Raw genomic sequence first — 22,262 nt, 5'->3', positions numbered from 1 at the left:
GCCGACGTTCAGCCGCGCCGCGCGGATTCGCCCTTCACGCCCGCCATCAGCGCCACGCCGCTCGCGACCAGCAGCGCGGCGAGCAGGTACACGGCGAGATCCATGCTGCCCGTGCGCGTGCGGATCATCCCGATCACCCACGGGCTGACGATGCCGCTCGTGATCCCGATGCTGCTGATCAGCGCGATCCCGGCCGCGGCCGCATTGCCGGACAGGTAGCGGGTCGGCACGGCCCAGAAGATCGGCAGCGCGGCGAAGATCAGCGTCGCCGCGATCGACAGGCACGCGAGCATCGCCGCGAAGCTGTGCAGGTGCAGCGTCAGCGCCGCAAGCGCGAGGCCGCCGCCGATCGTGCAGCATGCGAAGTGCTTGCGGCGCTCGCCGGTGCGGTCCGAGCGGCGCGCGATCAGCACCAGCCCCACCGCGCCCACCGCATTCGGCACGACCGTGTAGAGACTCACGGCCACGACGTCGGTCACGCCGAAGTCGCGGATCATCAGCGGCATCCAGAAGTTGAGCGTCAACGATGCGCAGGTCAGCGAGAAATAGATGAACGCAAACAGGTACACGCGCGGGTTCGCGAGCGCGGCCAGCACGCTGCGCCCGTCGTGTGCATTGCCGTGTGCGCGGCCTTCGGCGCACAGCGCGGCGACGCGCGCCTTTTGGTCGGCCGTGAGCCAGGTCGCGTCCTGCGGCCGGTCGACCAGCAACGTGAACGCGGCGAACGCGAGCAGGATCGCCGGCGCGCCTTCGATCGCGAACATCCACTGCCAGCCGTGCAGGCCGAGTACGCCGCTCATGTCGCGCATGATCCAGCCGGACAGCAGCCCGCCGAGCACGCCGGCCACCGCGACGCCCGCGAAGAACACGGAGATCGCCGCCGCACGCCGGTTCGCGGGGAACCAGTAGGTCAGGTACAGCACGATGCCGGGGAAGAAGCCGGCCTCGAACACGCCGAGCAGGAAGCGCAGCACGTAGAAATGCGACGGCTGCGACACGAACATCATCCCGGTCGACGCGAGGCCCCACAGCAGCATGATCCGCGTGAACGTGCGGCGTGCGCCGAACCGCGCGAGCAGCATGTTGCTCGGCACTTCGCAAAACACGTAGCCGACGTAGAACACCGCGGCGCCTAGGCCGTACATCGCATCGCTGAAGCCGAGATCGTGCTTCATCTGCAACTGCGCGAAGCCGATGTTGATGCGGTCGAGAAACGACACGACGTAGCAGAGGAACAGGAACGGGACGATCCGCCATGCGATCTTGCGGAACAGCAGCGCGTCGCCGAATGCGGATGCGGAAGTTTGCGCCGAAGCGCTCGCGTGCGCGAGCGTCGCTTCGGCAGGAAGCGATTGGGTCATGTCTCTCTCCAAACGGGCCGCACGATATCGAGCGCGCGGCAGTCTCCGAGGGCGTGCATGCGCCCTGCTTTCTTGTGAGACCGGATACGGTTGCCGGCGCCGCGGCGCGATGCCGCCGCGGATGCCGCAACCCTCAGTGAAACGGCGAGGCGATCATCTGAACGCCGCCCCGCCGCCGTGCGCCCTTCACTCCTGCAGCGCGGCCCACATGTCCTTGTCGCGCTGCGCGGTCCAGATGCGCGGATGCGCGATGCCGCTCGCTTCGTCGAATGCGCGCGACACGTCGAACGGCAAACAGTGCTCGTAGATGAACACGTGGCCGAACTTCGGGTCCATCGCCTCGCGCGTGAGCGCCATCGCCGCCTTCAGGTCGAGATTGCGCTCGACGGCCTTGCGGCCCTGCGCGAGCAGCGTCGTGACGAAATCCTTCGTGTAGTCGAGGCCCTTGTTCACTTCGGCCGGATTCAGCAGCGCGGGGCCGCGGCCCGGCACCAGCTTCTCGGCGCCAAGCGCGCGCAGCGCCTCGAGCGTGGCCGGCCACTGTTCGAGCTGTGCGTCGCCGCAATAGCACGCGGCGTCGTATTCGACGAGGTCGCCCGAGAACAGCACCTTCTGCGACGGCAGCCACACGATCGTGTCGCCCTTCGTGTGGCCCGAGCCGACATGCATGATCTTCACCTCGAGCTTGCCGAGGAACAGCGTGATCTCGCGCTCGAACACGAGCGTCGGCCAGGTCAGCCCCGGCACCGTCTCGACGCCGGCGAACAGGCGCGGGAAGCGCTCGATCTCCGACTTCATGTCCGCCTCGCCGCGCTCGACGATCATCTCGTACGTGCCGCGGCTCGCGATCACGTGCTGCGCGCCTTCGTCGAAGTACGCGGACGCGCCGAGCACGCGCACCGCGTGGTAGTGCGACAGCACCACGTGCTTGATCGGCTTGTCGGTCACGCTGCGGATCTTCGCGATCAGGTCCTGCGCCATCGCGGGCGTCGCGGTCGTGTCGACGATCAGCACGCTGTCGTCGCCGATGATCACGCCCGAGTTCGGGTCGCCTTCGGCGGTGTACGCGTACGCGTTCTCGGACAGCTTCGTCCAGGTGACTTTCTTCTCTTCCAGATCGGCTTGGGAGGCGAATGCTTTGGCCATTGTGCGTTCCGTGGCTGCGAGCCATGTGTTGAGGGGAATGAGCGGATCATCGACTTGCGCCGAATATTTGTCAATGGCAAACTCGCTTGCTATTGTCTAATACGGGTAAACCTGCGGGCTGGCGCTGAAAACGGCGTCGGATACCATGCGGGGTTTCGTCAACGGAAGAATCATCGCGTGCAGAACCACGAAGTCAGCGCGGACGACGCGCCGCCCAAGGCGCAGCGCGGCATCCAGAGCGTCGAGGTCGGCGGCCGGCTGCTCGACGCGTTCGCGCGCCGGCGCAAGCCGCTCGGGCTGTCGGAACTGGCCGCGGCGGCCGAGCTCTCCACCGCGCAGGCGCACACCTATCTCGTGAGCCTGACGCGGCTCGCGCTCGTGAAGCGCGATGCGATCACCGGCAACTACGAGCCGGGCCCGCTGTCGCTGCGGCTCGGGCTGATGTCGATCGAGCGCCAGCCGGCCTACCGCGCGACGCTGCCGCATGCGGCGCGGCTCGCGGAAACGGTCGGCCTGAGCGTCGCGCTGTCGGTGCCGGGCGTGCTCGGCCCGACGATCGTGCGCATCGAGCACGGAGGCTATCCGCTGCACATGAACCTGCACGTCGGTTCGGTGATGTCGCTCGACACCACGGCGACCGGCCGGGTGTTCCGCGCGTTCGGCGACGCCGCGCACATCAACGCGATGGCGGCCAGCCAGGCCGGCGCGGGCGGAACGCTGGCGGGCGCCGAACGCGAGCCGGTCGTGCCGGACGCCGCGGCGCAACACGTCGAACTCGACGCGATCCGCGCGCGCGGCATCGAACGCAGCATCGATCGGCCGAGCCCGGGCGTCAGCGGGATGTGCGTGCCCGTCTTCGATGCGCACGGGCGCCTGCAGCTCGCGTTGACGGTGATCGGTTCGACGGGCTCGATCGATGTCGACTGGAACGGCCCGATCGCCGCGGCGTTGCGCGACGCGGCGCGGCAGGCCACCGCGTCGCTCGGCGCGGTGCGTGCGGAGCCGGTGCCCGCACCGGCGTCGGGCCCAGCACGCGTACCGCCCGCGCTCGCCGACGACGCGAAGGCGCAGCGCGGGATCAATGCGCTCGACAGCACCGGCGACCTGCTGCTCGCGCTGGTGTCGGCGGGCCGCGCGCTGCCGCTGCGCGATCTCGCGACGGCGGCCGGCATGCCGGCGGCGAAGGCGTTTCCGCATCTGGTCAGCCTGCAGAAGATCGGCCTGCTGAGCCGCGACGACGCCGGCTGTTTCGACGGCGGCCCGCTCGCGCAGGCGCTCGGCCTGATCGCGATGCAGCGCGTGTCGCCGACGCGCGACGCGGAAGCGGAGATCGTCGCGCTTGCCGGCGCGACCGACATGAGCGTGGCCGCCGCGACGCTCGGGCCGCTCGGGCCGACCGTGATCCGGCTGGAAGAATCGGCGCGGCCGCAGCACGTGAGCCTGCAGGTCGGCACCGTGATGTCGCTCGTCAATACGGCGATCGGCCGGGTTTTCGCGTCCGGCATGTCCGACGACGTGCTGACCGACCTGCTTGCCAACGAGCCCGTGCGGCTCGCCGGCGCGCACACCGCGCCGGACGACGCGGCCTTCCGCTCACGGCTCGCGGCGATCCGCGCGGACGAACTCGATTTCGCGTTCGACGCGCCGGTGCCGGGCATCGGCACGATTGCGGCGCCGGTGTTCGATCACACCGGCAGCATCCGGCTCGTGATCGCGATCATCGGCTCGTCGCGCGGCTTCCCGCGCGGGCCGGACAGCGAGCTGGCGCAGACGCTGCGCGCCGCGACGCGACGGCTGTCCTGGCGCTTCGGGTGGATCGGCCGATAGCCGCGCCCTTTTCCCCGACGTACGTACGTTCGATTCCGCTTCTTTCTGCCCGCGAGGCCGCGCCGGCACGGCGTCGTCACGCCTGCCCGACAACCGCGGGCCGCCAATATTCATGTTGCGCAGCAGCAACATGAATTGTCAGTAATTCTCATATAACGAAATCGCATTTCACAAGGCGGGGCCGTTTCGTTATGATTAGGGTTATCCCTAGCTCGCCACCTATATGGGGCTTCGTCATGCAAACGTCTAATGTCTCCGATCGTTCCACCCAATCCACTGGCTGGCTCGCACGTGTTGGCGAGCTGCTGGCGGAAGCCTGGGCACTGCACCTCGAGAACTGCGAAGTCATCGCTGAAGCGCACGCGCGCCTGCCGCGCTGAGCGAATCGCCGGCCGCCTGATGCGCTTGTGCTGACGCGCGCCGCGAGCGGTTGTTGCGCCGGGCGCCCGATGGGTGCGCCGGCCGGATAGCAAGAGGCCGGGCTCGTCCCGGCCGAATACGCTCGCCGCGTGGCGAGCGTTTCAAGTTCGTATCGAGGCCGTGTTTCAGGCCGATGCCGACGCGGGTCACTTGCTGCGCGCCGGTTGCCTGGGCGCGAAGCCATTCCCCTCCGACCGGCGATTAGCGCCCGAACGGAAGATTCATCCGTTTTTGTGGGTCCGCGGGCCATCTCCCTGGTGAGCCTTCCCTTTCAGCCGTTCGCCGGTTACGTCCGCGCCGGCGCGTCGTTGCATGCACCGTCGTTTCAACGACGGTCGCGCTCGCATTTCCCTTGCGTCACACCTGAATCGAAGGCACATCCTTCATACACCGCAGCGCGAACATCGAACGGCTGTGGCGGATGCTCGAAATCCGGTACAGCTTTTCGCGCAGGAAGCGTTCGTAGCCGGCCGTGCCGTCCACCGCGACCTTGATCCAGTAGTCGTACTCGCCCGACACCAGATACGCCTCGAGCACCTCGGGCAGCGCCGCCAGTTCGGCGCCGAAGCGCGCCAGCGCGTCGTCTTCATGGCGATCGAGCGTAACTTCGAGAATCACGATATCCGCATAGCCGAGCTTGCGCTGGTTGACCAGCGCGACATAGCCGTCGATGTAGCCGTCGAGTTCAAGTTGCCGCGTACGGTTCCAGCAGGCGGTGGTCGACATGCCGATCTGTTCGGCCAGTTCGGCGTTCGACAGACGCGCATTTTTCTGCAATGCACCGAGGATCTTGCGGTCCTGATTGTCGAGCGTTTTCGGCGTGCGTTCGCGAGTAGCCATGATGAGAAGAATCTTCTACTGAAAAACGTGATTCTATCTGAACGACATTCCGGTTTCAGGTCCGTTTTGCTGGAAAACAGGAAGCCTTTTAACCGGGCCGCTTGATACATTTTCTCCATGCCTGCTGCCCGGCACGCTCCCCGCGATCACCCCCTCGCAGCGGGACGCACGGCCGCAATCACGAGTTGCGGTGCCGGCCGGCAGGCATGCGATTCCCCGCCGCCCGCACGCCTATCCGACCGCGTGCGGGGCCGGTGCCTGCTTCCCCGTTCCTGCCCGTCCGTCATGTCGTTCAAGCTTTATCTGTCGTTCCTCGCTGCTTCCGTCGTCCTCATCTACGCACCCGGCCCCGTCAACCTGCTCACGATGAACCAGGCGCTGCGCACCGGCTGGCGTCGCGCGCTGCCGTGCGTCTGGGGCGGCACGCTCGCCGTGCTGCTGCAACTCGCGCTGACCGCGCTGTGCCTGAATTCGCTGGTCCACCTCGACGAACACGCGCTGACCGTGCTGCGCTGGGCCGGCGCCGCGTATCTCGTCTGGCTCGGCGCCAAGCAATGGCTGAACCGCGCGCCGGTCGGCGCAGACGCGGCGCCGGCCGAGGCCGGCATCACCGGCGCCGGAACGGCAATCGCCGCACCGGACATCGACAGCGGACGCGCGCTGTTCTGGCGCGGCGTCGCGACTTCCGGTCTGAATCCGAAGACGCTGCTGTTCTTTCCGTCGTTCTTTCCGCAGTTCATCAGCCCGACTGCCGACTGGAGCCTGAACGGTCAATACCTGCTGCTCGCCGCGACGTTCGCGCTGCTGTTTGCGGGCGGCGTCGCGTCGATGGCGCTGTTCTCGCACCGGCTGAGCCGCGCGTTGCAGCGGCCGGCGCGGATGCGCGCGATGAACCGCGTGACGGGCGGGCTGCTCGTCGGAATGGGCGCGATCATGGTCGGCTGGAACTGAAGAGAACACAAATTCTCTGATCAACATGTCAACCGAAACAGCTTCGCCCGGATAAATCGATTTCTTAAGAAAATTTTCTCAAAACACACACTTACTTTCTTTTTTTCTCAATCAAGTGCACTTCAACCTTAAACCCCATCCTTCCTATGCGCTCCGCGATCGGCTGAAAGCTTACTTTGCTAAAAAATGGCAAATCCAATCCCTTTGACCTCGCCTTTTTTGATACATATGCAGTTCGCATAATTCCATAAACAACGGAATAACTAGCAGTCACGGGCTGATCCCCTTTTTTGGGCAAGAGCTTCACAAATCCAGCTCGACCGTACTTGATTTGGCGAATCCGCACATTATCCCTGAATTGCTGACGAAACTCACCATCACTAACCAAACATTCAGCCGATACCAAGCCTTGATTCCAAAGATGACTAATTGGAGCAGAATCATGTCCATCTTTCAAATGAATAAATTGTCTGCTTTTGGAAAAAAAATCACAAGGCTCAAGATTTGCGCCAGATGCATTTAATGGAGACAATTTAACCTGATCCAAATTCAACAACTCCTTGCGGGCACTCAACTCACCAATAAAATCCCTTTCATTAACTGAGTTGGTTGCTTTTACAAATGGATTTTTTGATAAATATTTTTCAAAATTCGAAACCACTCTTGCATAATACCCGCCGTCAATTCGATACCATGATCCAGCAAAGAGCACATAAGTTACACCTCCATATTTTGCTTCAAATATAAAGCAGTCATATAACCGCTGACGCTGACGCCTATCCCCCTCTCCATTGACAATTACACGAATTTCGTGACTAGCCTTCAATTCCGACATATCAGCGATATCCGCTATACGTCCAGATCGAAGCTCCGAAACATAGTCTTCAATTTCAACATCCGGATATGTCGCCTTACTCCCCGATCTAAGTCCACTCCCGTAATATCCAATTTCAAATGCATCCTCCGGGTTAATCATCTCGGGAATCGCAATATGAAGACTTGACGACTTTCCATCAACCATCGATTTCAATGAATCAAAAACCTTCTTATCGAGAACCCTTACAACACTTTGGCGATTTTCCGGAACGATATAATCAATAAATTTGAAATCTCTCTCGTAATGCTTTTCACAATATAAATCAAATGCCTCCCTACACTTCTCGGCAATCTTAGCAGGATCTATTTTTGCCGTGAGAGACAAAGCATCCTTCCCAACTAGCGCGCGAGCAAACTCTCTATCAGTAGGGGCTCCGCCAGCCAGCCTCAACAAATCACTCTGCTCATCAATACCAAAGTCGCGCAAATCAGATTTTCTACTTGCCTGAATTCTCTTCTGAATAAGAGTAGTATCCAATTGAGCGACATCCACATTGCGCAAATCACTTCGAGCCACCGCATTGAGCGTCACACGCAATCCGAAATTTTTAACGTAAGAATCCGGATTAAGGAAAAGATGACCACTACCAAATGTTATTGCAAAAAATCGTTTACTCATTCGCAGATCAGAGGGGGTAACCTCCAAAAACAGGACCGCCGAGCAGTGACGATTGGTCAAATCCGGGAGATCTTCTATAGAAAATTCGCGGACAATTTTGACCCAGCTTGGCGGGGCATCTTCGGACTGCGCTGTATACAGATATCCCCCCTCGCTTTCTCGCTCAATCATTGTGTGCCCCGAGCGCAAGCCATCTTTGACAGAAGCCCCTTTGTTCATTAGACGAATCGAAAGAGTACTGGATCGCCCACTTAACTTACTGGTCTCTTCGCTCTTTTTTTTCATTTTACAATCCAAAATTTTATGTGACGCTCATCATCCGAACCGAAATCAGGACATTGAGGTGAAACTCCATTCTATGTCAAAAAAGGCAAATCGAAATCGGACGGATCGAGCTGTGATTTCTTGAACCGAATTGCCCGTCGCTCCTTGGCAACGAGAGAATACTAGGCGCCAGCGCGATTTAACTTCACTCAACTCCGTTAAAGAGAGTCGGCCGGATTCTGTTCGTGGTCAGTTCGAAGGTACCTTCACGCGTGAACGCGCCTTTTCCCTCTGGCGAGCCCTTGGAACTGCCAAGGACGAGTCGGCTACCTACTCTGCTTACGTGAACAGCCTAGAGTGGGCCAGTACAATCGCGCGATGTCCGAATTGCTCACTTACGGCGGCCTGTTCGCCGTGTCGATGGTCGCCGCGACCCTGTTTCCGCTCCAGTCCGAAGCCGTGCTCGCCGGCCTGCTGCTCGCCGGCCGCGAGCCCGTGTGGGCGCTGGTGCTCGTCGCGAGCGTCGGCAATGTCGCCGGCTCGGCGATCAACTGGGCGCTCGGGCGCGGCATCGAGCACTTTCGCGAGCGCCGCTGGTTTCCGGTCAAGCCGTCCGCGCTCGCGCGCGCCGAGGGCTGGTATGCGCGCTACGGCCGCTGGTCGCTGCTGCTGAGCTGGGCGCCGGTGATCGGCGATCCGCTGACGATGATCGCCGGCGTGCTGCGCGAGCCGCTGCCGACCTTTCTCGTCATCGTGACGATCGCAAAGGTCGGCCGCTATCTGGCCGTCGCGTGGCTCGTCACGCACTGACCTCCGCCCTCCCTTCGCCCGCCTGCCGGTCCGCGATGCGCGACAGCCGCTAAAGATTTCGCGAAAGTTGCCGTATTAACCGGTCCACGAGCGGTGACGCGTGCGTTCCGCCCCCTCTCACTCCACTCAGGATGTTCCATGAGACTGACCCAATTGGGCCGGGTGAGCGTCGGCGCGCGTCTGGCCGCGCTCGCGTGCACGCTCGTCGCCCTGCTGTTTACCGTGTTCGCGTGGACGCTCGCCCATTTCGCCGGCCAGCAGCTCGCGGAAGAAGCGCACCTGCGGATCGACGACAGGGAGCAGTCGATCCGCGCGATGGTCGACCTGTTCGACAAGGCGCTGACCGCCGAAGCCAACCGCTCGATGTCGCTGTTCGCGAGCTTCCTGCCGGCCGATTTCTCGCTCGACGCGGCACGCACCGTCGATATCGGCGGCGTCGCCGCGCCGACGCTCCTCGCGGGCGGCCAGCCGCTCGACCTCGATTACTCGATTCCCGATCAGTTCCTGAAGAAAAGCGGCGCGATCGCGACGATCTTCGCGCGCGACGGCGACGACTTCGTGCGCATCACGACGTCGCTGAAGAAGCAGGACGGCGCGCGCGCCGTCGGCACGAAGCTCGACCGCGCGGGCCCCGCGTATGCGCCGCTGGTCGCGGGGCGCAGCTACACGGGCCTCGCGAAGCTGTTCGGCCGGTCGTACATCACGCAGTACAAGCCGGTGACCGACGCGAGCGGCCGCGTGATCGGCGCGCTGTTCGTCGGCCTCGACATCGGCGCCGAGCTCAAGCTCGTCCAAGACGGCATCCGCTCGCTGAAGATCGGCGACAACGGCTACTACTTCGTGCTCGATGCATCGCAGGGCCCGTCGCGCGGCGCGTTCGTCGTGCATCCCGACGCGGCGGGCCAACCGGCCGACAACACGCGCGCGCCCTACGCGCAGATGCTCGCGGCCGGCCAGGGCCGGCTCGCATACACGTCGACCGACCCGGCCGCGCACGACCGTGGGCCAACCGCGAAAGTCGTGTCCTTCACGACGATTCCGCAGTGGCAATGGCTCGTCGGCGGCATCGCGCTCGACGACGAACTGCTCGCCACGATGCGCGCCACCCGCAACCGCTTCCTGATGATCGGCGCCGTGCTCGTCGCGGCGTTCGCGACACTGTTCGTGATCGTCGTGCGTCGCGTCGTGAGCCGGCCGCTGGAAGCCGCCGCCCGCGCGTCCGAGCGCTACGCGGCAGGCGATCTCAGCGTGCGCATTCGCGACAGCGCGGGCGCGAGCGCGGTCGAGCAAGGCAGCGCGGACAACGACGAGATCGGCCGGCTCGTGCAGGCGGTCGACGGGATCGGCGACGGCCTCGCGCGGATCGTCGCGCAGGTGCGCAACAGCGCGGCCGACATCGCGCACGGCACGGTCGGCATCGCGGCCGGCAGCGGCGACATCGCCGCGCGGATCGCGACGCAGGCAAGCAGCGTCGAACAGACGGCCGCGAGCATGGAGCAAATCACCGCCGCCGTGCAGCAGAGCGCCGAGCATGCGGCGCAAGCCAACGCGCTGGTCGCGGACGCATCGGCCGCCGCGACGAACGGCGACGCCGCGGTGCAGCGCGTGGTCGCGACGATGGACGACATCGGCCGCGCGACGCGCCGGATCGCCGAGATCACGAGCGCGATCGAGGGCATCGCATTCCAGACCAACATCCTCGCGCTGAACGCGGCCGTCGAGGCCGCCCGCGCGGGCGAACACGGCAAGGGCTTCGCGGTGGTCGCGGCCGAGGTGCGCGCGTTGGCGCAGCGCAGCGCGGCCGCGGTCAAGGAGATCGACGCGCTGAGCGCCGAATCGTCGACGACCGTCGAACAGGGTTACCGGATCGCGGACGCCGCGCGCGGCACGATGCGCGACATCGTCGCGCGGGTCGACCAGGTCCGCACGCTGATCGGAGAGATCAGCGCCGCGTCGCGCGAACAATCGACCGGGATCGAGCAGGTGAACCTGGCCGTCACGCAGATCGGCGAAGCGACGCAGCAGAATGCGACGCTGATCTCCGACGCCGAGCGCGCGGCCGTCGCGTTGCGCGACCAGGCCGCGCAGCTGTCGGACGCCGTCAGCGTGTTCCGGCTCGAACGCAGCGCGTGACGGACGCCCGATGATCGACCTGGGCCGGGCGGCTCGCCTACTTCTTGTCGCCCGCCAGGTCGATCGCCTTGTCCGAGCCGACCGCATTGCGCAACTGGAACTTCTGGATCTTGCCGGTCGACGTCTTCGGCAACTCGCCGAAGCGCACGACCTTCGGCACCTTGAAGCCCGCGAGCAGTTGCCGGCAGTGCGCGACGATCTCCGCTTCGGTCGCGCTCGCGCCTTCGCGCAGCTCGACGAACGCGCACGGCACCTCGCCCCACTTCGGGTCGGGCATCGCGACGACGGCCGCGACCGCCACCGCCGGATGCCGGTACAGCGCGTCCTCGACCTCGATGCTCGAGATGTTCTCGCCGCCGGAGATGATGATGTCCTTCTTGCGATCCTTGATCCGGATATAGCCGTCCGGCATCAGCACCGCGAGATCGCCGGTATGGAACCAGCCGCCGTGGAACGCCTCGTCGGTCGCCTTCGGATTCTTCAGGTAGCCCTTCATGCAGATGTTGCCGCGGAACATGATCTCGCCGAGCGTCTCGCCGTCGGCCGGCACCGGCGTCATCGTATCGGGATCGAGCACCGTCGCGCCCGCTTCGAGGTGGTAGCGCACGCCCTGGCGCGCATTGAGCCGCGCGCGTTCCTCGTCGGATACGGCGTCCCAGTGCGCCTGCTTCGCGCAGACGGTCGCCGGGCCGTAGACCTCGGTCAGCCCGTACACGTGCAGCAGGTCGAAGCCGATCTCCTTCATCTTCGCGATCACGGCCGGCGCGGGCGCCGCGCCGGCGACCATCGCGTGCACCGTATGGTCGATCCCCGCGCGCAACTCGGCCGGCGCGTTCGCGATCGCGCTCTGCACGATCGGCGCGCCGCAGTAATGCGTGACGCGCTCGCGGCGGATCAGGTCGAACACGGTCTTCGCGTCGAACTTGCGCAGGCACACGTTCACGCCGCCGCGCGCCGCGACGGCCCACGGGAAACACCAGCCGTTGCAGTGAAACATCGGCAGCGTCCACAGATACACCGCGTGCTTCGGCATGTCCCATTCGAGGATGTTGCTGATCGCCGCGAGATACGCGCCGCGATGGTGGTAGACGACGCCCTTCGGATCGCCGGTCGTGCCCGACGTGTAGTTCAGCGCGATCGCCTCCCATTCGTCGGCGGGCGGCGTCCATGCGTAGCCGGGGTCGCCGCCGGCCACGAACGTCTCGTAGTCGGTCGCGCCCGCGAAACGGTCGGGGTCGGCCGGCATCGCGTCGGCCACGCTGACGATCTTCAGGCCCGGCACCTCGAGCGCCGCGCGATGCGCGACCTCCGCGTATTCGGTGTCGACGATCAGCACCTTCGCCTCGCCGTGACGCAGCATGAACAGCACCGACGACACGTCGAGCCGCGTATTGATCGTGTTCAGCACGGCACCGGCCATCGGCACGCCGAAGTGCGCCTCGACCATCGCCGGGATGTTCGGCAGCAGCGCCGCGACCGTGTCGCCGCGACCGACGCCGGCCTGCACGAGCGCGCTCGCCAGCTGCTTCGCGCGCGTGCAGGTCTCGCCCCACGTGCGCCGCACGTCGCCGTGCACGATCGCGAGGCGCTCGCCGTAGACTTCGGCCGCGCGGATCAGGAAATCGATCGGCGTGAGCGGTACGTAGTTGGCATCGCGGCGGCCGAGCCCGGCCTCGAACATCTGCGTCATGATCCTGTCTCCCGTGTTCTGTCGACCGGGATGCGTGCACCCCGGATCGTCTTGATGTGGTTCAATGGCCGACAGCCTAACGGGCGCTATTGTGAGCCGTCTGTCATCGAAACGACAGAGTGCCGCTCGAGCGCTGCGCGTTATCCCTATCCTCGCAAACCCGCACCCATGCACGACCATTCCGACGCGGCCGCCCGGCCGGCCGACACGCTCCCCGAACCGGGCCCGCTGCCGCCGCTCGCGACGCTGTTCGGCCAGTGCGCGTGGTTCCGCACGCTGGCGCCCGAACACCAGGCGCTCGTGCTCGCCCAGTCGCACGTCGAGCAGTGCGACGCCGGCGACGTGATCGCGCGCCGGCTCGCGCCGTCCGCATACTGGATCGGCGTCCATCAAGGGCTGCTGAAGCTCGCGATCTTCAACGTGTCGGGGCGCGGCTGCACGTTTTCCGGCGTGCCGTCGGGCGGCTGGTTCGGCGAAGGGAGCGTGATCAAGCGCGAGCTGCGCAAGTACGAGGTCGTCGCGATCCAGCGCTCGACCGTGCTGTTCGTGCCGGTCGACACGTTCCATGCGCTGCTCGACACGAGCCTGCCGTTCACGCGCTTCGTGATTCATCAGCTGAACAACCGGATGGGCGAATTCATCGCGTCGATCCAGAACAGCCGGCTGCTCGACGTCGATGCGCGCGTCGCGCAGGCGCTCGCGCAACTCTTCAACCCCGCGCTGTATCCGGATACCGGCCCGTCGCTGTCGATCTCGCAGGAGGAACTGGGGATGCTCGTCGGCGTGTCGCGCCAGCGGATCAACCAGGCACTGCAGCAGTTGGAGAAGCTCGGCGCGCTGCGGCTCGCGTACAACCAGATCGAGGTCGTCGATCTCGACGCGCTCGCGCGCTTCGGCATGGAGCAGCTGTGAGCGCTGCCCGATGCGCGAAACCGTCGCCATCGCGACCGCGCATTCCGTCTGCGGAATCGGCCGACGGTCGCCACGCCCCAACCTGACCATTCCGCCAGTTTCGCGACAGTAACCCGTTGCGGGCCGACGCCTATCATTCGGGTTCCCTTCACCGACGCCCGATCACCGCCTGCCCCGCCGCCTCCATGTGGATCGTCAATCTCGCGCTCAGGCGCCCCTACACGTTCATCGTGATGGCCATCATGATCGTGCTGGCCACCCCGCTTGCGCTGATGCGCACACCGGTCGACGTGCTGCCCGCGATCAACATCCCCGTGATCAGCGTGATCTGGAATTACAGCGGCTTCTCCGCGACGGAGATGACGAACCGCATCACGTCCGTCCATGAACGGATCCTGACGACGACCGTCAACAACATCCAGCACGTCGAATCGACGTCGCTGCCCGGCATCGCGGTCGTGAAGGTGTTCCTGCAACCGGGCGCGAACGTGCAGACGGCGATCGCGCAGACGGTGTCGTCCGCGCAGGCGATCGTGCGGCAGATGCCGCAGGGCGCGACGCCGCCGCTCGTGATCACCTATTCCGCGTCGAGCATTCCGGTGATCCAGCTCGGGCTGTCGAGCAAGACGCTCAGCGAACAGTCGCTCGCCGACATCGCGCTCAACTTCCTGCGCCCTCAGTTGATCACGGTGCCGGGCGTGCAGATTCCGTTTCCGTACGGCGGCCGCACGCGCGTGGTCGCGATCGACCTCGATCCGCAGGCGCTGCAAGCGAAGGGCCTCACGCCGGCCGACATCGTCAACGCGGTCAATGCGCAGAACCTCGTGCTGCCGACCGGCACCGCGAAGATGGGACAGACCGAATACCGGATCGACACGAACGCGTCGGCCGATACGGTCGCCGACATCAGCAACCTGCCGGTCCAGACGGTCAACGGCGCGACGACCTACCTGCGCGAGGTCGCGGCGGTGCGCGACGGCTTCGCGCCGCAGACCAACGTCGTGCGCCAGAACGGCCAGCGCGGCGTGCTGATCTCGATCCTGAAAAGCGGCGACGCGTCGACGCTCAAGGTCGTGTCGGACCTGAAGGCGCTGCTGCCGAAGGTGATTCCGACGCTGCCCGAGGGGCTCACGATCACGCCGCTGTTCGACCAGTCGGTGTTCGTCAACGCGGCCGTCCAGGGCGTGATCCACGAGGCGCTGATCGCCGCCGTGCTGACCGCGATGATGATCCTGCTGTTCCTCGGCAACTGGCGCAGCACGCTGATCATCGCGATCTCGATCCCGCTGTCGATCTTCACGTCGCTGATCGCGCTGTCCGCGCTCGGCGAGACCATCAACATCATGACGCTGGGCGGGCTCGCGCTCGCGGTCGGCATTCTCGTCGACGATGCGACCGTCACGATCGAGAACATCGAGCGGCATTTGCATCTGGGAACGAACTTGCACGAAGCGATTCTCGAAGGCGCCGGCGAAATCGCGGTGCCCGCGCTCGTGTCGACGCTGTGCATCTGCATCGTGTTCGTGCCGATGTTCTTCCTGACCGGCGTCGCGCGCTTCCTGTTCGTGCCGCTCGCGGAAGCCGTCGTGTTCGCGATGCTCGCGTCGTACGTGCTGTCGCGCACGCTGGTGCCGACGCTCGCGATGCTGCTGTTCCGCCCGCAGCAGGCGAGCACCGGCCCCGCCGCTTCGACGTCGCGCTTCGCGCGCATCCATCACGCGTTCAACCATGCGTTCGAACGGCTGCGCGCGTGGTACATCGTGCTGCTCAGCATCCTGCTCGTGCGCCGCCGCTTCTACGCGCTGTGCTTCCTCGCCTTCTGCGTGCTGTCGACGGGCCTCGTGTTCGTGCTCGGCCGCGACTTCTTCCCGAACGCCGATTCCGGCAACCTCCGGCTGCACGTGCGTGCGCCGACCGGTTACCGGATCGAGGAAACCGCGCGGCTCGCCGATCAGGTCGAGCGCGTGATCCGCCAAACCGTGCCGCCCGACGAGCTCGGCGCGATCGTCGACAACCTCGGGCTGCCGGTGAGCGGCATCAACCTGTCGTACAGCAATGCCGGCACGATCGGCACGCTCGACGGCGAGCTGCTGATCGCGCTGAAGCCCGGCCACCGCGCGACCGCGCACTACGTCGAGACGCTGCGCACACTGCTGCCGCAGCGCTTCCCGGGCGTCGAGTTCTTCTTCCAGCCGTCGGACATCATCACGCAGATCCTCAACTTCGGGCAGCCGGCCGCGATCGACGTGCAGGTGCTCGGCAACGATCTCGCGAGTAACATGACCATTGCGAGCAGCCTGATGAAAAAGATCAGGCAAATCCCCGGCGCCGTCGACGTGCACGTGCTGCAACGCAACGACGAACCGACCCTGCTGGCCGACATGGACCGTACGCGCATGCAGCAGCTCAATCTCTCCGCGCAGAACGTCGCGCAGAACATGCTGATCTCGCTGTCGGGGAGTTCGCAGACGACCCCGTCGTTCTGGATCAACCCGCGCACCGGCGTCCAGTACCCGTTGCAGATCCAGACTCCGCAATACAACCTGTCGTCGGTCGACGACCTGCTCGGCACGCCGATCTCCGCCAGCGGCCGCACGGGCATGCCGCTGCAACTGCTCGGCAACCTGGTGCAGGTGCGCAGCACCGTGAACCCGGCCGTGATCACGCACTACAACATCCGCCCGGCAATCGACGTGTACGTGAGCGTCGAGGGCCGCGATCTCGGCGCGGTCGCGGGCGAGATCGACCGCATCGTGGCCGACGCGCGCGCGACGCTGCCGCGCGGCACCGACCTCACGATGCGCGGCCAGATCGAGACGATGCGCACGTCGTATGTCGGCCTCGGCGCGGGCGTCGCGATGGCGATCGTGCTCGTCTACCTGCTGATCGTCGTCAATTTCCAGTCGTGGCTCGACCCGCTGATCATCATCAGCGCGATGCCGGCCGCGCTCGCCGGCATCGCGTGGATGCTGTTCATCACCGGTACGCACCTGAGCGTGCCCGCCTTGACGGGCGCGATCATGACGGTCGGCGTCGCAACCGCGAACAGCATTCTCGTCGTCTCGTTCGCGCGGCAACGCCTCGCGGACGGCGCGCCGCCGCTCACGGCCGCGCTCGAAGCCGGCGCGACACGGATCCGCCCGGTGCTGATGACGGCGCTCGCGATGATCATCGGGATGGTGCCGATGGCGCTCGGTCTCGGCGAAGGCGCCGAGCAGAACGCGCCGCTCGGCCGCGCGGTGATCGGCGGGCTGCTGTTCGCGACCGTTTCGACGTTGCTGTTCGTGCCGCTCGTGTTCGGCGGCGTGCATGCGCGACTGGCCCGGCGGCGCGCGCGCCAGGCCGGTCACTGACTTTCGCCCCACTACCCGGTTGAACTGGTTGAATTCATGGAAGAGAAACATCACAGCGCCGTCGGCATCCAGGTGGACGAACACGGCATGCACCTGCCGGCGCGCGCGTCGGTGTCGCGCCGCGGCCGGATCGTCGTGATCGTGATCGGCGTGCTGCTGGCCGCCGGCGCCGCGCGCACCCTCGTCGTCAACGTGCTGAACCGGCATCGCCTCGACGCGGTCGCCGAGCAGAACACGCGCCAGTACGTGAGCGTCGTGCATCCGGTCGACGCGGCCACCGGCGGCAAGCTCACGCTGCCCGGCACGCTGCGCGGTTTCGTCGAGGCGCCGATCTATGCGCGTGCCAGCGGCTACGTGCTGCGCTGGCAGGCCGACATCGGCGCGCACGTGAAGCAGGGGCAAACGCTCGCCGAACTCGACACGCCGGAGCTGAACCAGGAACTCGCGCAGGCCACCGCGCAACGCCAGCAGGCGCAAGCGTCGCTCGCGCTCGCGAAGACGTCGTTCGACCGCGCGCAGCAGTTGCGCCAGCGCGATGCCGTGTCTCAGCAGGAACTCGACGACCGGCAAGGCGCGTTCAACCAGGGCACCGCGAATCTCGCCGCGGCCGACGCGAACATGCGACGCCTCACCGAGTTGAAGGGCTTCCAGCGAATCGTCGCGCCGATCGACGGGATCGTCACGCAGCGCAACGTCGACGTCGGCGATCTCGTCAATTCCGGCAACGCGGGCCGGTCGTTGTTCACGGTCGTGCAGGCCGAGCGGCTGCGCCTGTACGTGCAGGTACCGCAGGCGTATGCGCAGCAGATCAAGGTCGGCCAGCACGTGAGCGTCGCGCAGGCCGAACTGCCGGGTCGGACGTTCGACGGGACGATCACGCGCACGTCGCAGGCGATCGACGTCGCGACGCGTTCGCTGCAGATCGAGATCACGCTGCCGAACCCGGACGGGCGGCTGCTGCCCGGCGCGTACGTGCAGGCGACGCTGCCGATGACGCCGGTCGGCCGCCTGCAGGTGCCGGCCAATACGCTGCTGTTCCGCGCCGAAGGCCCGACGGTCGCGACCGTCGATGCGAACGGCAAGGTCCGGCTGAAACAGGTGACGGTCGTGCGCACGATCGGGCAGACGCTCGAAGTCGACGGGCCGATCACGCCGAACGATCGCCTCGTCGCGAACCCGAGCGACGCGCTCGCGACCGGCGACGCGGTCGTCGTGCAGGCGCCGGCGGCGCAGCCGGCCTCGGCCGTCGCGGGAGCGAAGTCGTGAGTGCGATACGCACCCGCATGCACCCGGCCGCGATCGGCGCGGTCGCGATCGTCGCGGGGGCCGCCCTCGCCGGCTGCACGGTCGGCCCGGATTACCGGCGCCCGGCCGTCGACACGCCGGCCGCGTGGCGGCTCGCCCCGGCCGACGGATACTGGCAGCCGGCCGCACCGGCCCGCGCGCCGCTCGATCCGGCCTGGTGGACCGCGTTCGGCGACGCCCAGCTCGACGCGCTGGAAGCCGATGCACTGCGCAACAACCAGAACCTGAAGGCGGTCGCCGCGCGCTACGACCAGGCGAAGGCGACGCTCGCGTCGGTCGCATCCGCACAGTATCCGGCCGTCGGGCTGAACGCGAGCGGACAGCGCTTCAAGATCTCCGCCGACCGGCCGCAGACCAACTACGCGACGAAGAGCATGTCGACCGTGCAGAACGAGATCCAGGTCGGCGCGGCGGTCAGCTACGAACTCGACCTGTTCGGCCGCGTGCGGCGCAACGTCGAAGCCGCGCAGGCCAGCTCCGAGCAGGCGCGCGACGATTTCGCGAACGCGCGCCTCGTACTCAGCGCCGATCTGGCGTCGAGCTATTTCGCGCTGCGCGAGCTCGACACCGAGATCGACGTCGTCAGGCGCTCGATCGAACTGCAACAAAAGGCGCTCGATTACGTCAGCGCGCGCCACGACCTCGGCGCGGTGTCGGGTCTCGACCTGTTGCAGCAGCGCGCGCAGCTCGACGCGACCCGCACGCAGGCGCAGTTGCTGATCCAGCAGCGCGCGCAGGTCGAAACCGCGATCGCCACGCTGGTCGGCACGCCGGCCCCCGCGTTCTCGCTGCCGCCGCGCGTGGTGCCGATCAACGCGCCCGCGCTGCCGACCGGCATGCCGAGCGACCTGCTGCAGCGGCGCCCGGACGTCGCGTCGGCCGAGCGCGCGATGGCCGCCGCGAACGCGCAGATCGGCGTCGCGCGCGCCGCGTATTTCCCGCGCATCACGCTGTCGCCGGACATCGGCTGGGACGCGACCCGTTTCGCGGGCCTGTTCACCGTGCCGGCGCTGCTGTGGTCGGTCGGCGGGTCGCTCAGCCAGCCGCTGTTCGAGGGTGGCAAGCTGAAGGCCGGCGTCGATTTCGCGCAGGCCGGCTACGTCGCCGCGCAGGCCAGCTACCGGCAGACCGTGCTCACCGCGTTCCAGGAGGTGCAAAATGCGGTAACCGGCCTGTCGGTGCTCGCGCAGGCGGCGCAGCAGGCGTCGGCGGCCGTCGACGACGCGCGCAAGCTCGTGTCGCTCGCGCAGGACCGCTACGCGGGCGGCCTGACGCCGTTCATCGACGTGCTGACGGCCCAGCAACAATTGCTGACGAGCGAGCGCCAGGCCGTGCAGATCCAGGGCCAGCGCGCGGCGCTCGTCGTGTTTCTCGCGAAAGCGCTCGGCGGCGGCTGGGACGGCGATGCGGCGAACGGCCCCGCGCCGTCCGACGTCGCGTCGACGGCCCCGCAGCGCGACGCGGGCGTCGGCCCCTGACCTGCCCTTAACCCGGTTACACGGAACGAACATGAAAGTGCTGATCGTCGAGGACGAACCGAAAGTCGTCGAATACCTGAAAAGCGGCCTGACCGAGGAAGGCTGGGTCGTCGACACTGCGCTCGACGGCGAGGACGGCGCGTGGAAAGCCGTCGAATTCGACTACGACGTGGTCGTGCTCGACGTGATGCTGCCGAAGCTCGACGGCTTCGGCGTGCTGCGTGCGTTGCGCGCGCAGAAGCAGACGCCGGTGATCATGCTGACCGCGCGCGACCGGGTCGACGACCGCGTGCGGGGCTTGCGCGGCGGCGCCGACGACTACCTGACCAAGCCGTTTTCGTTCCTCGAACTGATCGAACGGCTGCGTGCGCTGACGCGCCGCGCGCGCGTGCAGGAATCGACGCTGATCTCGATCGGCGACCTGCGCGTCGACCTGATCGGCCGCCGCGCGACTCGCGACGGCGCGCGGCTCGACCTGACCGCGCAGGAATTCCAGCTGCTCGGCGTGCTCGCGCGGCGCAGCGGCGAGGTGCTGTCGAAGACGACGATCGCCGAACTCGTGTGGGACGTGAACTTCGACAGCAACGCGAACGTCGTCGAGACGGCGATCAAGCGCCTGCGCGCGAAACTCGACGGCCCGTTCGCGGACAAGCTGCTGCACACGATCCGCGGGATGGGCTACGTGCTCGAGGCGCGCGAGGACGGCGACGTGGAGCGACACGCATGAAACGCTCGATCACCCTGCGCCTGTCGGCGATGTTCGGCATCGTGTCGCTGCTCGTGTTCACGCTGGTCGGCTGCGGGCTGTTCGTGATGATGGAGCGCCAGTTGCTCGCCGAATTGCGCGCGACGATCGACACGCGTGCGAAGGTCGCGCAGATGATCGTGTCGCACGCGACCACGGCCGCGCGCGGCCGCGTGATGCAGGAAAAACTCGCCGACCTCGAACCGCCCGACGGGTCGACGCGCTATCAGGTCGACAGCCCCGACGCCGCTTTCCGCTTCGGCCATCCCGTGGACGGTGTGCCCGACGGCCAACCGTTCGGTGCGTTCCAGCAGTACGCGCTCAACAACAGCAGCTACAACGTGATGACGAAGACCGTCGCGATCGCGGGCAGCGGCGAGCGCCCGGACGTGAAGCTGATCGTCGCGTCGTCGTGCGAGCGCACGCAACGGATGCTGCGCCGTTTCGTGTGGACGCTGGCCGCGCTGATCGCGACGGCCACCGTCATCACGCTGCTGCTGAGCCGCGCGGTCGCGCGCTTCGGGCTCGCGCCGCTCGACCGGCTGTCGCAGGACGCGGCGAGCGTGAGCGCGACCAACCGCCGCCAGCGGTTGCACACCGACGCGCTGCCGACCGAGCTGCGCGATCTCGCGACGTCGTTCAACGGCGCGCTCGAACGCATCCAGCAAACCTACGCGCGGCTCGAAGCGTTCAACGCGGACGTCGCACACGAGCTGCGCACGCCGATCAGCATCCTGATCGGCCAGACCCAGGTCGCGCTGACGAGCCGTGACCGCTCGGTCGACCGGATGCGCCAGACGCTGCAGTCGAACCTCGAGGAATTCGAGCGGCTGCGCGTGATCATCAACGACATGCTGTTCCTGTCGCGCAGCGACCGCGGCGAACGCGCGACCGACCTGAAGGACGTGTCGCTCGCCGACGAGGTGCGGCGCATGCTCGACTTCCTCGAAATCCCGCTCGACGAGGCGCGGTTGCGCGCGGAACTGCACGGCGATGCGCGCGCGGCCGTCGATCCGTCGCTGTTCCGCCGCGCGATGACGAACCTGCTGATCAACGCGATCCAGCATTCGACACCGGGCGCGACGCTGAACGTGACGATCGCGCGCCGCGACACGCTCGTCGAGATGGCCGTGTCGAACCCCGGCGAGCCGATCGATCCGGTGCAGCGCGCGCACGTGTTCGAGCGGTTCTACCGGCTCGAGGAAGCGCGCGCGAACAGCAAGGAAAACCACGGTCTCGGGCTGTCGATCGTCAAGGCCGTGGCCGAGATGCACGGCGGCGGCGTGTTCGTCGCGTGCTCGGGCGGCGTCAATACGTTCGGTTTTTCGGTGTCGACGCAACCCTGGTCGGGCGGGCCGCTGCGTGCCGCCGACGCCGCTGGCCCGGCCGATTCCACCGATTCCACCGATCCGCACGGCGTGCGACCGGCGCACGTGCCGCGCGCGTTGCACTGACGGCGGCCCGCACCGCCGAGGGCAGTTTTCTTCAATACGGGCCGACGCGGCGCCCGTAGTCTCGATGCGACTTTCAAC

16 protein-coding genes are annotated in these 22,262 nt (G+C 66.2%); 11 read left to right on the top strand and 5 right to left on the bottom strand.

Going from position 1 to position 22,262, the window contains the following annotated elements; all coding sequences use genetic code 11:
* Positions 1-8: 8 nt before the first annotated feature.
* Both HWX55_RS14385 and HWX55_RS14380 read right to left on the bottom strand, forming a co-directional pair.
* A complete protein-coding gene (locus HWX55_RS14385) occupies positions 9-1,361 on the bottom strand; it encodes an MFS transporter (protein WP_175976156.1) in 1,353 nt (450 codons plus the stop codon).
* A gap of 186 nt (positions 1,362-1,547) precedes the next feature.
* Positions 1,548-2,507 (bottom strand): MBL fold metallo-hydrolase, encoded by a 960-nt coding sequence (locus HWX55_RS14380; RefSeq protein WP_050010982.1) that lies wholly within the window; start codon positions 2,505-2,507, stop codon positions 1,548-1,550.
* A gap of 177 nt (positions 2,508-2,684) precedes the next feature.
* On the opposite strand from HWX55_RS14380, the gene HWX55_RS14375 reads away from it, so the two are divergent.
* Together HWX55_RS14375 and HWX55_RS14370 are read left to right on the top strand one after the other, a co-directional pair.
* The gene (locus HWX55_RS14375; RefSeq protein WP_175976155.1) at positions 2,685-4,334 is read left to right on the top strand and encodes an IclR family transcriptional regulator C-terminal domain-containing protein; all 1,650 of its coding nucleotides are present in this window, start codon (positions 2,685-2,687) and stop codon (positions 4,332-4,334) included.
* Positions 4,335-4,570: 236 nt separating this feature from the next.
* Positions 4,571-4,714 carry a hypothetical protein gene (locus tag HWX55_RS14370; RefSeq protein WP_226134863.1) on the top strand — a complete coding sequence of 48 codons (144 nt, stop codon included), beginning with the start codon at positions 4,571-4,573 and terminating at the stop codon, positions 4,712-4,714.
* A 397-nt stretch (positions 4,715-5,111) separates the two neighbouring features.
* Here HWX55_RS14370 and HWX55_RS14365 read toward each other — a convergent pair whose 3' ends face one another.
* Positions 5,112-5,594 (bottom strand): Lrp/AsnC family transcriptional regulator, encoded by a 483-nt coding sequence (locus HWX55_RS14365; RefSeq protein WP_006479115.1) that lies wholly within the window; start codon positions 5,592-5,594, stop codon positions 5,112-5,114.
* A 285-nt stretch (positions 5,595-5,879) separates the two neighbouring features.
* Here HWX55_RS14365 and HWX55_RS14360 point away from each other — a divergent pair, with 285 nt between their 5' ends.
* Positions 5,880-6,545 (top strand): LysE family translocator, encoded by a 666-nt coding sequence (locus HWX55_RS14360; protein WP_175976153.1) that lies wholly within the window; start codon positions 5,880-5,882, stop codon positions 6,543-6,545.
* A gap of 91 nt (positions 6,546-6,636) precedes the next feature.
* On the opposite strand, the gene HWX55_RS14355 is transcribed toward HWX55_RS14360, so the two are convergent.
* Positions 6,637-8,325: a DUF6119 family protein gene (locus HWX55_RS14355; RefSeq protein ID WP_175976152.1), complete on the bottom strand. Its 1,689-nt coding sequence runs from the start codon at positions 8,323-8,325 to the stop codon at positions 6,637-6,639.
* A 357-nt stretch (positions 8,326-8,682) separates the two neighbouring features.
* Here HWX55_RS14355 and HWX55_RS14350 point away from each other — a divergent pair, with 357 nt between their 5' ends.
* Positions 8,683-9,114, top strand: a complete 432-nt coding sequence (locus HWX55_RS14350) for a YqaA family protein (RefSeq protein WP_050010979.1) — start codon at positions 8,683-8,685, stop codon at positions 9,112-9,114.
* A gap of 138 nt (positions 9,115-9,252) precedes the next feature.
* Entirely contained in the window at positions 9,253-11,247 is a 1,995-nt protein-coding gene (locus tag HWX55_RS14345) for a methyl-accepting chemotaxis protein (RefSeq protein WP_175976151.1), read from the top strand.
* 37 nt (positions 11,248-11,284) lie between these two features.
* Here HWX55_RS14345 and HWX55_RS14340 read toward each other — a convergent pair whose 3' ends face one another.
* On the bottom strand, positions 11,285-12,937 hold the full coding sequence (locus tag HWX55_RS14340) for an acyl-CoA synthetase (RefSeq protein WP_175976150.1): 1,653 nt from the start codon (positions 12,935-12,937) through the stop codon (positions 11,285-11,287).
* Between the two features lie 168 nt (positions 12,938-13,105).
* On the opposite strand from HWX55_RS14340, the gene HWX55_RS14335 reads away from it, so the two are divergent.
* From HWX55_RS14335 to HWX55_RS14310, 6 genes are all read left to right on the top strand, one after another.
* Positions 13,106-13,849, top strand: coding sequence for a Crp/Fnr family transcriptional regulator (locus tag HWX55_RS14335; RefSeq protein WP_175976149.1), 744 nt, complete (start codon positions 13,106-13,108; stop codon positions 13,847-13,849).
* Between the two features lie 185 nt (positions 13,850-14,034).
* On the top strand, positions 14,035-17,202 hold the full coding sequence (locus HWX55_RS14330; RefSeq protein WP_175976148.1) for an efflux RND transporter permease subunit: 3,168 nt from the start codon (positions 14,035-14,037) through the stop codon (positions 17,200-17,202).
* Between the two features lie 36 nt (positions 17,203-17,238).
* Positions 17,239-18,468: an efflux RND transporter periplasmic adaptor subunit gene (locus HWX55_RS14325; protein WP_175976147.1), complete on the top strand. Its 1,230-nt coding sequence runs from the start codon at positions 17,239-17,241 to the stop codon at positions 18,466-18,468.
* Between the two features lie 17 nt (positions 18,469-18,485).
* Positions 18,486-19,985 carry an efflux transporter outer membrane subunit gene (locus HWX55_RS14320; protein WP_175976189.1) on the top strand — a complete coding sequence of 500 codons (1,500 nt, stop codon included), beginning with the start codon at positions 18,486-18,488 and terminating at the stop codon, positions 19,983-19,985.
* Between the two features lie 31 nt (positions 19,986-20,016).
* Positions 20,017-20,712, top strand: a complete 696-nt coding sequence (locus HWX55_RS14315; protein WP_050010973.1) for a heavy metal response regulator transcription factor — start codon at positions 20,017-20,019, stop codon at positions 20,710-20,712.
* Entirely contained in the window at positions 20,709-22,184 is a 1,476-nt protein-coding gene (locus HWX55_RS14310; RefSeq protein ID WP_175976146.1) for a heavy metal sensor histidine kinase, read from the top strand. Before HWX55_RS14315 ends, HWX55_RS14310 begins: the two co-directional genes overlap by 4 nt.
* Positions 22,185-22,262: the final 78 nt, after the last annotated feature.

The organism is Burkholderia sp. BCC1047 (assembly GCF_902833155.1).
Classification (GTDB): domain Bacteria; phylum Pseudomonadota; class Gammaproteobacteria; order Burkholderiales; family Burkholderiaceae; genus Burkholderia; species Burkholderia sola.
This window is presented reverse-complemented; position numbering and strand designations above follow the sequence as displayed.